This is a genomic window from Okeania sp. SIO2C9 (assembly GCF_010672455.1).
Taxonomy (GTDB): domain Bacteria; phylum Cyanobacteriota; class Cyanobacteriia; order Cyanobacteriales; family Microcoleaceae; genus Okeania.
Map to the genome: position 1 here is coordinate 106,115 of NZ_JAAHGO010000024.1, position 11,864 is coordinate 117,978.

The 11,864-nt window shown below is 36.5% G+C and carries 9 protein-coding genes; 3 read left to right on the forward strand and 6 right to left on the reverse strand.

Annotated features, from left to right (window positions below):
- Positions 1–37: 37 nt before the first annotated feature.
- The gene (locus tag F6K23_RS19835) at positions 38–424 is read right to left on the reverse strand and encodes a hypothetical protein (RefSeq protein WP_293158994.1); all 387 of its coding nucleotides are present in this window, start codon (positions 422–424) and stop codon (positions 38–40) included.
- Between the two features lie 168 nt (positions 425–592).
- Between F6K23_RS19835 and F6K23_RS19840 the strand changes: the two genes are divergently transcribed.
- On the forward strand, positions 593–1,798 hold the full coding sequence (locus F6K23_RS19840; protein WP_293158996.1) for a transposase: 1,206 nt from the start codon (positions 593–595) through the stop codon (positions 1,796–1,798).
- A gap of 347 nt (positions 1,799–2,145) precedes the next feature.
- Here the strand turns inward: F6K23_RS19840 and F6K23_RS19845 are convergent, their stop codons facing one another.
- The 5 genes from F6K23_RS19845 to F6K23_RS19865 all read right to left on the reverse strand — a co-directional run bounded on the left by F6K23_RS19845 (position 2,146) and on the right by F6K23_RS19865 (position 7,686).
- Positions 2,146–3,909, reverse strand: a complete 1,764-nt coding sequence (locus tag F6K23_RS19845; protein WP_293158998.1) for a tetratricopeptide repeat-containing serine protease family protein — start codon at positions 3,907–3,909, stop codon at positions 2,146–2,148.
- Positions 3,910–4,144: 235 nt separating this feature from the next.
- Positions 4,145–4,930, reverse strand: coding sequence for a serine protease (locus tag F6K23_RS19850; protein WP_293159000.1), 786 nt, complete (start codon positions 4,928–4,930; stop codon positions 4,145–4,147).
- Between the two features lie 66 nt (positions 4,931–4,996).
- Complete coding sequence (locus tag F6K23_RS19855) at positions 4,997–5,323, reverse strand: XisI protein (protein ID WP_293159002.1); 327 nt, start codon at positions 5,321–5,323, stop codon at positions 4,997–4,999.
- A 431-nt stretch (positions 5,324–5,754) separates the two neighbouring features.
- Positions 5,755–6,315 (reverse strand): COP23 domain-containing protein, encoded by a 561-nt coding sequence (locus F6K23_RS19860; protein ID WP_293159004.1) that lies wholly within the window; start codon positions 6,313–6,315, stop codon positions 5,755–5,757.
- A gap of 237 nt (positions 6,316–6,552) precedes the next feature.
- Complete coding sequence (locus tag F6K23_RS19865) at positions 6,553–7,686, reverse strand: DNA cytosine methyltransferase (protein WP_293159007.1); 1,134 nt, start codon at positions 7,684–7,686, stop codon at positions 6,553–6,555.
- A gap of 715 nt (positions 7,687–8,401) precedes the next feature.
- Here F6K23_RS19865 and F6K23_RS19870 point away from each other — a divergent pair.
- Positions 8,402–11,326, forward strand: coding sequence for a calcium-translocating P-type ATPase, PMCA-type (locus F6K23_RS19870; RefSeq protein WP_293159009.1), 2,925 nt, complete (start codon positions 8,402–8,404; stop codon positions 11,324–11,326).
- Positions 11,327–11,700: 374 nt separating this feature from the next.
- Positions 11,701–11,844, forward strand: coding sequence for a hypothetical protein (locus tag F6K23_RS19875; RefSeq protein ID WP_293159011.1), 144 nt, complete (start codon positions 11,701–11,703; stop codon positions 11,842–11,844).
- The last annotated feature ends 20 nt before the right edge of the window (positions 11,845–11,864 follow it).

Below are 11,864 nucleotides of genomic sequence, written 5' to 3' on the forward strand. Positions count from 1 at the left end.
GGTGTCAGCTAGCCTCATAAGGTCCGAATTGCGGACTTCAGCCATCATCTAATTTTACTGGATATTCTTGGCAATCATCTATTTTATATAATAATTCATAACAAGGTTTTTTTTCTAATGCCTGGTCTATTTGATAGATGATTTTTATATATTCTGTTTTTTTAGTTTTAATTTGATTCTCAGTACCTTGGTTTAGAGGAATATTTTCTAATTCTTGAATTGCTTTTTGTAGTTCGTCTCTGGCAGTTTCTAATTGTTCTTTTTTGAGAGCAACTTTGGCTTTACTAATGGCTGACTCTGCTTTTTTAGTTGCTGTGTCTAATATTGTTTGAGTATTGGTTTCTGATTTTTGAAATACTCCTTTAAACCTGTCAAAAATATCTGCTGTATCAGCAATAATACCAACAATAACACCAATTATCATTATTGCTGTCCCTATTACTGCTAATAACTTACCTTTTCCAGGTCGTGGAGAATTATTTTGAGAAGGGTAATTAACTGTTGAATGAAAATTGTATAAAATAGTTGCTAGAAGTAGAAAAGTGTGTTAATATTAAACAGGTAACCAAAGACATGAAATAATTCTGCATGAATGCGACTTGTTGACAGACATATTATTAAACGAACACATAACTTTTGGCGAGTGTGTGATGAGTTAGCCTTTAAGTCAAAAAACTTGTATAATTTGGCTAATTATTACTGTCGTCAGCATTTTTTCAAGTGTTCAAAAAGTCTAGATTTAACCACACTCTACCATGCAACCAAAGATAGTGATGCTTACAGAGCCTTACCAACCAAGGTATCAAAACAAATAATCAAATGCTTGGTTGCCACTTGGCGTGGTTATTTTCAGGCAATCATTGAATGGTCAAAGCATCCCTGTAAGTTTTTAGGTAAACCCAAAATACCAAAGTATAAAAATAAAACTCAAGGTAGGAATGTAGTTATATATTCCAAAGAATCAGTCTATAAAGCCCCTCTAAAAGATGGTATTTGTCACTTATCCATGAGTGAAATCAAAATACCTGTAGTTGTGGATACTGTCATCGAAGTGAGGATAGTACCTGCTACTAGCTGCTATATAATTGAAGTTGTGTATGAAAAAAAACATCAGCCACAAATAGACTCAACATATGTAGCCGGAATTGACTTAGGAATTGACAGATTGGTTGCTATATCTACAAACAAGCCCGGTGTTAAACCTATGCTAGTTAATGGTCAGCCACTAAAAAGCGTCAATCAACTATATAACAAGCGAAAAGCTAAGTATCAAAGTGTTCTCAAGGGACAGAAAAAAACGAGCCGTAAGATTGAAGCATTAACTTATCACCGAAATCGTTTTGTCGAGAATTATCTGCATAACACCAGTAAATTAGTGGTGAATTATTTAGTCACTAACAGAATTGGTATTGTAGTCATCGGCCAAAATGATAACTGGAAACAAGGCGCAAATATCGGCAAAAAAAACAACCAAAATTTTACTCAAATACCGCATTCTCAGCTAATTCAACAGATAACTTATAAGTGTCAACTGGCTGGGGTAAAAGTCATTGAAACGGAAGAAAGTTACACCAGTAAAACTTCAGCTATTGACTTAGAAAAACCTTGTAAACATAGAACTTATGTAGGTAAACGAGTCAAACGTGGTTTATTCAGGAGTGCAACTGGTATAGTCATTAATGCTGATGTTAATGGATCTCTTCAAATAATTAGAAAGAAATTCCCAGAGGCATTTACTGCCGAGGGAATAGTGAGCTGTGCCGTACAGCCAATATTGGTTAATCCAATATCAAGATAAAAGCTGTTACAATTTTCTACAGTTTTTTTCGTACGGTCTGATGATGGTCTGGTCATTGGTAGTTTTGATTAGTTGTTTAAAGGATAATTGGATTATAGAGCGATCGCTTTTGGGAAATGTTCAACTTAATCAGGACTTACGCAAAGGCACTATCTATAGAGTTTAATGACTATTGTCCAATAGTTTTTAGCGCTATATATAGCGTATTTGCGTAAATCCTATTAATTATACAGCAGATTCCTCGCATAAGAAGTACAAATATTAACAATTAAATGTTCCCAGTCCGAGCATCTTGCTCGCGAGGAAGCATCTTGCTCGCGCGGGTGTACCTCACCAAGAAATACTCATTAATATCCTCGTAATTCTTTGAGTTGATCCAAAGAGTCTTGATAATCTTCTTGATTTGCTTGTTGTTTGTATAAATCGGCAGCTTTTTCAAAGTCTGATATGGCTTTTTCAATATTTTTGTTAGCTTTGTAAGTCAGACCCCTGTTATAGTAGGCATGAGCATATTTGGGATTGAGTTGAATGGCTTGATTATAGTCAGCGATCGCCTTTTCATATTTTCCCTGCTTACGGTAAACAATACCCCTGTTATTATAAGCTTCAGGATATTTGGGATTAAGTTGAATGGCTTGGTTATAGTCAGCGATCGCCTTTTCATATTCTCTCTGCTTACGGTAAACAATACCTCTGTAATTGTAAACGTCAGCATGTTTGGGATTGAGTCGAATAGCTTGGTTAAGGTCAGCGATCGCCTTTTCATATTCTCCCTGCTCATAGTAAACACTAGCCCGGCCATTGTAAGCTTCAGCATGTTTGGGATTGAGTCGAATAGCTTGGTTAAAGTCAGCGATCGCCTTTTCATATTCTCCCTGCTCATAGTAAACACTAGCCCGGCCATTGTAAGCTTCAGCATGTTTGGGATTGAGTCGAATAGCTTGGTTAAAGTCAGTGAGCGCCTTTTCATATTTTCCCTGTATGCCGTAAGCAGCACCCCGGGCTATGTAAACTTCAGCATATTTGGGATTGAGTCGAATAGCTTGGTTAAAGTCAGCGATCGCCTTGTCATATTGTCCCTGGATGGTGTAAATAATACCCTGGGAAATGTAAATTGCAGCATTTTGACTTTGAGATAGAGTAGGATTAGCAGAATTTCTGAGAGTCTGGTTTTCTCTTGTCGGAGACGTTGAGATAACAGGAATAGGATTACCAGCATTTGTAACAGCCTGATTTTCCCTAGTCCAAGAAGGTGAAGCAACGGGAGTAGGATTAGCATAATTTCTCACAGTCTGATTTTCTCTAGTCCGAGAAGGTGAGGCAACAGAAGTTGGCTTCACCAAAACCCTGCTAACCTCCTGTGGCATCTCCCGCAAAAAAGTCGAAATCAAAACCCCTTCCCCATCTCCATCAACTTCCGTCAACTGCACATGAATACCCACCAACTGCCCTGCCTCACTCAAAACCGCTCCCCCACTCATACCTTTATACACACCCTCACCAGGTTCAGTAGGTTCATACGTCAAATTATCTCCTGCTCGTGGGTTAGTCACCTTGGCGGGAGTAAACTGAAAACCCTCCCTATTCTCAACTCCAGGCCAACCCCCCACATAAACTTGACTATTATTACTTAACTGACTCGCCTCTCCTACTTCCACAACCTTATATTTCTTCAGACTAGCAAACTTCACCACTGCCAAATCCTGCTTTGGGTAACGGCGGAGAATTTGTAGTTTAACTACTTCCGCATCCTCCCCTGGTTTTTTACTACGAACAACCACTCGATAATCATTTTGGTCAGGAAAAATATGCTCCGCAGTCAGCACATAATAAGTAGAATCTTGTTTACCAATAATTACCCCGGAACCAGCAGGGGTAAATCTACCACCTCCAGTAGTAACACTAGGAGTAACAATTTCTACAGTAATGTTTTCAGCTAATCTATTTAGAGCAGATCGACTTAAAGGAGTATTGTCTTGTCTAGCAGTAAAAATTGGATTTGATATAGAAATTTTAGTAGATACATTTGTACTTATTTCTGATTCATATTTACTGTAGCCAACCAGAGCAATAGTGATTAATCCAATTGTTATTTTAGTAATATGTTTCATTATGGTTGTTTTGTTATTTACATGGTCTTTACGTAAGTCCTAATTTAAATATTTTAGCATTGTTTCGTTCTTAGAAATATAAAGAATGGGTGTCATTGCGAGGGAGGATGATTAACATTTTATCTAGGAGATTTCATATTTGAGACCTCCCGAAGCAATCTTTTCTAAATACTGGGATTGCTTCGTTCCTCGCAATGACAGTTTGGGTGTCTTTTGTCATATTGAGATTACTTGACTATCTCCCCGAATCTAAATTCAATTCTAATCCAGAAGGCGATAAATAAACTAAAGTTTCTGATGGAATTGCCCAACTTAAACTAGATAAAAAATCCAAAGCTTCCTCTGGAGAAGCATCCAAAGATTCTGTCACTCGCGAACCATCTCTATATAGATAAACATCAGGATTAACAAAAATAATCGGCTCCCCCATACCAATAATTCCTACCAACTCACCATAATTATTTAATAAAGGTCCGCCACTCATGCCACTATAAGTAGTTAAGTTATATCCAATTTGATATCCCGACTGCATTGGTTTTGCTAATTTTTCAGAAACATCACCTAATTTACTACAGGTTAAACCGCCATTATTAGAGTTAGCAACATTAACATCAGTGGGAAAACCAACAGCCATTACTTGTTCATCCTTTTTCCACTTTGCCAAACTAGCGGTTGGATAATTTTTCGGACTATTAAACTGTAAAATCGCTAAATCATTACCTGTTGTTTTACCATGATAAAAATTCACCAATAAACTTGCTTGATATTGTTGACCATCCTCAGTTTCGACAATAAATTTTTCTGCCTTATCTTTCAAAACATGACCGTTAGTTACCAGAGTATAAATATTCTGCTGTTTCTGCACTAAAATTCCCGTGCCCCAACTCTCACCAGAAATAATTTTTACAGTAAATTTTGCAGCAGTTTGACAAAGTTTTTTTGCGGCTATTTTTTCAGGTAAAAAAGGAGGACGAGCAGGAGCGATATTTTGATATAAACAAGACACTAATAAAGTTGTCATAAATATACTCAAGATGCTAACTGTTTTGAATGAAAAATTTACCTTCATTACCTGACTAATATAAATTTAGCTAACTGCATAATCTGTAAATTGTCTTTTGAAAGGAGAATGGAAACCAATCACTATATTTTCTTTGTCAACTCCTAATTCAACTAAACGTTCAGCTACAGATTGCTCTGTGTTATTCTGTTGAATATATACTTTGTCTTCAATAATATCTAGATGCAGAATAGCACCGTATACCCAATGATTTTTAGCCCAACCGACTTGTACTAAGAGGTAATGGTGGCGCTCAGTATCGAAAATTGTCTCTACCCGAACATCACCAGACTTGTGCAAAGAAGCTTGTTCTTTAATCAGAGTTTGAATTATTTGACTATAGTCTATTGCCATTTGATAATTTCCTCAATGTCTGGATTATAAACAATTAGTCGTAACTAAAACTTTATCAAAAGACTCTACATAAATCAGGACTTACGCAAAGATAATATAACGTTTATTGTTAAAAAATAATTTATTTTATATAGAATCCGGTTATACAGTATATGTTGATAATTCTATAATTACTTTAATATTTAATCTCCCTCACTCCCCCACTCCCCTACTCCCCTACTCCCCTACTCCCAACTATACAATAACTATTCAATCGGATTCTATATTAGTGGACTGACACATTTTAAATGGTGCGTTACGACGGATTGCTAAATCCCTTTTATAGTCTAAATTTAAGCCGTCTAACGCACCCTACAAAATTGGCTACTTTGTTGGCTTTTACTTCGTTCTACCCAACCTACATTAGCTAGAAAAAACTCAAGCCAAACAAATTATTTCGTAGGTGGAGAATATTTCAACATTGCATCGATATTAATAGTCTTTATATCCCCATATTGTTCAAAAATACTAGCCGAATGCTTCAGAGGATCAACAGAATCTTTTAGATTTAATTCGCCTATTTGATTAACCATTCCTTGAGCATTATCACCAGGTATAAGAGTCATCAAAACATTAGAACTAGGACATTTGCCAGTATAGTTATTTAGACTACCAATAGCACATAATACAGGTTGGTTATTTGCACGGCCAGGAACAATTTTACTCAAATCTCCTGTCTGTTGAAACTTCTCAAAGTTATCAGAAACTTCACGGCAACGTCTCTGAGGGTCATATCCAGCTTTGATGAAATACTCGCTTTCCCAAATAATTAGAGTTATTTTCCCCCTGATAGGATGGTCTGCTATAGTAGCAGCTTTACCATTATCAGTACCACAGTAGAAACTAGCAAAACGACTAGCTTGTTGGGCCTGACTGTATTGAGTTAGAGCAGAAATTACGGCTAAACTTAAGAAACCAATAGTCGCCCATTGTTTGACAAATTGAAAATTCATATATAGCACTCCTAATTACCAAAAAATATATATCAATTATATTTAATTTTTGCATCTAGCTGCTAAATTGAATGAGTATAAATTGAGGTTTAGCAACAATGAATTTACCTACAAAAGTAACTTTAATAATTCCGGAAAGCTTCAGAAACATCATCAAAATTATTTTCAATACATTTGAGTTTTCAAATATGGATAATTAGTATAAATAGTCATAAAATTAATATCAAAACTTTATACTCAACTTAACTGTATTGGTTGTTCATCTAATTCTAATTCTACTAACTTTAATCTATCTTTGATTGACATACATTGTAAATGTTTACTAAGACTATATAAATCTATTTTATGATAATCATCTTTAAATAATGGAATCAAAGATTCAATAATAGAAACAATTCCATTTGGAGGAACTGCATTACCAATTTGCCGCCTAATTTCAGTAAAAGAACCTTCAAAAATAAAATCATCAGGAAATGTTTGTAACCTTGCTCTTTCTCTATTTGTTAAAGACCTTGGTTCGGGATAATGATAACCCCATGTTCCACCACCCCCACCAGCAATAATTGTTGCAGAAGGTTTGTCTGGATGAATGCGTCGATAAACATGACTAATCATTCCTTTTACATAGTAGGGACTATCTTGAGGAATATCTCTAAAATTACCTCCAGCTTTTATCCTTTTCAATATTTCAATTGTTCGAGGTTGAATTTTTTGATGTTCATTATTGTGGGGAATTTTTTCTACATTTTTAAGTGCTTCACCAGCAGTTTTATAAGGATATTTACGACCAAGACCATATTCGGGCTGAGGATGAATAAAATTAAAACCTGTATCCATTCTAATCCCTACTAAAATTACTCTTTCCCTAAATTGAGGTACTCCGTAATCGGCAAATTTGTATAATTTAGGCTTTACTAAATAACCTGGAGATATACTTTCAAAATCTGATATTATTCGTTGAATTGCTTGATGTTTATTCGCACTTAATAAACCTTTGACATTTTCTGCTATAAATGCCTTTGGTTGTTTCCGTTTAACAAATTCTAAGAAGTAAGTATATAAATTGCCTCTTGTACCCTCTAAACCAGGACGTTTCCAAATCATTGAAAAATCTTGACAAGGAAACCCTCCCGTAATTAAATCCGCCTCTGGAACTGCATCAATATCTATATTTTCAATTTGATTATGCTCAACAACATCAGCAATATTTGTCTTAAAAGTTTGACAGGCATAAAAATTAGAATCAACTGCCCAAATAACCTTAAATCCTGCGTAATGAAATGGTAAATCCATTCCTCCACAACCTGAAAATAAAGAAATAAGCTGTGGTGGTGTTTTCCAATGTGTTTTATTGAGAAGATAGAGCGACATTTTATTAAACAAAATAAGCGGTTTTTGGGAAAAATAAAATGGTAAGCATTTCCTGCGAAATGCTGCGCAAACAGCTATTAGCTGTCAGCTATCAGCAACAATACTTTCTAGTATAGAACAGTGTTTAAATTAACAATTGACTTTAAGGGTAAGGGAGGCAACTTTTGTACTAAGACAATTAAATATTGCTTTGATCCTAAACTAAAAGCAATAGCTGATAGCTGATGGCTGACCGCTGTTTGCGTAGCATTCCGGAGGAAATGCTTACAATAAAATATAGCATAATTTTACGAAAAAAAATTAAATATTTTGATTGCAAAAACAGACAAAAAAACGAGTTGTTTTCCTAATTATCAGGACTTACGCAAATTCAACTTAAAAACGTCATATGTAGGGGCGAATGGCATTCGCACTTACCGAATAATTAATAATTAATAATTAAATAATTCTGCTTGAAAGCCTCCCCTTTTAAGGGGGAAAAAAGAAATAATATTTCCTTATATTCAATCAAGAACAGTTTTAACCAGAGGTAATTATCAATTATCCATTATCCATTAATGAATTGATTTAGTGTCTGTGCTTAAGTCCTAATTATAAACATTTCTAGACAAAATCACGCATTTAAGATATATTAATAAAGTTAAGACATAAAACAATAAAATACTAAAATTATAACGAGACTCACCAAAGTTAACTTTGGTAAGGAGATTAATTAATGAAAACAACTCAAGAACCACGGCAAAAACAAAGTCGCTATAGAGGACTCACACAGGCTGAAGTTGAGGCAAACAGGCAAAAATACGGGTCTAACTTATTAACGCCACCCAAGCGATCGCCATGGTGGAAATTATGGTTAGAAAAGTTCGACGACCCAGTAATTCGGATTCTAATAATCGCAGCCGTTATTGCCATTACTGTGGGAATTTTTGAAGGTAATTATGTAGAAGGTTTAGGCATTATTGCTGCTATTATTCTGGCTACCTCTGTTGCTTTTTTAAATGAGTATAAAGCTAGTAAAGAATTCGATATTCTTAATCAAGTAAGTGATGAAATTCCTATTGCAGTAATTAGGGATAATAAAGTTACAACTGTTCCGAAAAAAGATTTAGTAGTAGGCGATATTGTACTGATAGAAACAGGAGACGAAATACCAGCAGATGGTCAAGTATTAGAAGCAGTTTCCCTAGAAGTTAATGAAGCTAGTTTAACGGGAGAAGCAATACCTGTTGCCAAAGTAGCAGATGTAAAATTATCCTCTAATGGTAATAGTGGTTGCGCTTATCCCCCAAACAAAGTATTGCGAGATACTGTAGTTAATGATGGTCATGGAGTAATCGAAATCACAGCGGTTGGCGATGAGACAGAAATTGGTAAAACTGCTAGATGCGTTCTAGATATTACGGATGTTGAAACGCCTCTAAATCTACAACTCGAACGTCTTAGTAACCTAATTGGTATTCTCGGTTTAGTCATAGCAGTCTTAATTGATATCGCCTTAGTAGCACGAGGTATCTTCACAGGAGAACTCGAACTCACCTCCGGACAATGGTACATTATCAGTATCCTGACCGTTAGCTTAATTGTTGCTCTGACTAGAGTCTGGTTGCCAATAATTGTAGATGGATTAGAATCAATAGGCAAAGAAATCGAACTACCAGAGTGGCTGGAAAATGATAGCGGGATAGCATGGGTAAAAAATATTTTGCTCGCTCTGGCAATATCTGCCATCGGTATCGGGGTAGGTTACTATTTAGAATTGGTTCCCACTTCTCCCACTGACTGGATATCAGCAGATGTTGCTGTGAAATTTCTCACCTACTTTATGATTGCAGTTGCAGTTATAGTTGTGGCAGTACCCGAAGGACTAGCACTGAGTGTCACTCTCAGTCTAGCTTACAGTATGCAGAAAATGACTCAACAAAATAATCTGGTTCGCCGGATGCACGCTTGTGAAACCATTGGCGCTACAACGGTCATTTGTTCTGATAAAACAGGTACTTTGACTGAAAACAAAATGCAGGTCAGTGATGTTAATTTTCCTAGCTTCGACGACAAGACTCTCAATCCTGACAACATTATAGTAGAAGCAATTTGTAGCAATAGTACGGCCAACTTAGAATACAAAAAAGGTGAAGAATCTATCCCTCTGGGAGACCATACAGAAGGTGCTTTGCTGTTGTGGTTGGAGGAAAATAATATTGACTATATTGACAAACGAGATGATTTTGATATTGTCAGTCAGTTAACCTTTTCAGCAGATAGAAAGTACATGGCAACTTTTGGGGTTTCTCCCACAACAGAAGACAAAATACTCCATATTAAAGGTGCGCCAGAATTACTACTCGCCAGTTGTCATCAAATTCTGACTGCGGAGGGAGTCAAACCTTTTGCAGATTCTACAAGAGTATCTATTGCAGCAGAATTAAATCAGTATGAAACTATTGGTAGACGGACTTTGGGATTTGCCTATATTCGAGACCCTCAAGACTATCAACAAGGAAAAGAACTCGAACAATATAACGATTTGATTTGGTTGGGTTTTGTAGCGATCGCCGATCCAGTGCGAGAAGAGGTGCCAAATGCAGTTAAAATCTGTCAAAAAGCTGGGGTAAAAGTCAAGATGATTACTGGGGATAGTCGTCTGACTGCTGTTGAAATAGCTCGCGAAATCGGTATTATAAGTCAGGACGATCCTAATGATTATTGTATTACTGGTGGTAAACTACGTTCTCTGGATGATGAAGCAGTTTTGGAGGTGCTGAAAAAAGTTAAAGTGATTGCTAGAGCGCGACCCCAGGATAAGCAACGTATTGTACAGTTATTACAAACTAGCGGGGAAGTTGTGGCAGTTACGGGTGATGGTACTAATGATGCACCTGCTTTGAATCAAGCGCAGGTAGGTTTGTCGATGGGTAGCGGTACTTCTGTTGCTAAAGAAGCAAGCGATATCATTATTTTGAACGACTCTTTTGGCAGTATTGAAAATGCCGTGATGTGGGGGAGATCGCTTTACCAAAATATTCAGAAGTTTATTCTCTTCCAGTTAACAATAAATGTTGCTGCTTGTGGAATAGCTTTGTTGGGTCCGTTTATTGGAATTAATTTGCCGTTTACGGTGACTCAATTATTGTGGGTGAATTTGATTATGGATACTTTTGCTGCTTTAGCTTTAGCAACGGAACCCCCCAATCAAAAAGTGATGGAAAATGCACCTAGAAATTCCCAAGATTTTATTATTTCCAAACCAATGATGGTGAGTATTTTTTCAGTAGCTGCAGTATTCCTAGTATTTTTCGTTGCTTTCTTACTTTATATCCAGAAAGATAGAGTAGTAACTCCTTATGAATTATCTCTATTTTTCACCACATTTGTGATGTTGCAGTTTTGGAATATGTTTAATGCCAAATGTTTTGGTTTAAAAGAATCTGCATTTTCTAACATTAGTAAAAATGTCAGTTTTGTAGCAATAGCAGCATTTATTTTTGTAGGACAAATTTTGATGGTGCAATTTGGTGGAGCTGTCTTTAGAACAGTTCCTTTATCTTTAAGAGATTGGTTAGTAATTATTGGTGGTACTTCTATTGTGTTGTGGATTGGAGAAATTTGGCGAATGATTCAGATGCGGTTTAGGGTTTCTTAAAAAGTTGTAGGGTGGGTAAATATTTGCTCGCCCTAGAGACTTAGATGGTAGGTTTCAACAATTAATAATTAATAATTAATAATTAATAATTAATTATTACCTCTCCTCTTGGTCTCATGGATATGGCGAGGAGACCCGAAGAGTGACAGAGCCGCTCCGAAGTACGCCATCCCACCCTACGGGAAGCTGCGAAGATCGACCGCTTGTTTCTCCTTTAAAGGAGAGGATTTTTACCTTAATTATTCGGTAAATTCAGGATCGCTTCAATAGAACATTTTTATTAGACTTGTCGCTTAATAGAGGGAAAAAATCGCTCCAACCTAGACAGAGCAATTATATCAAATCCGGTAGCATCGGTGTAATTAGATGGGGAGATGGGGAGATGGGGAGATGGGGAGATGGGGAGATGGGGAGATGGGGAGATGGGGAGATGGGGAGATGGGGAGATGGGGAGATGGGGAGTTGGGGAGATGGGGAGATGGGGAGATGGAGAGATGGGGAGAAAGATTTGTAGATAGATCGGAAGAACACAAGTATG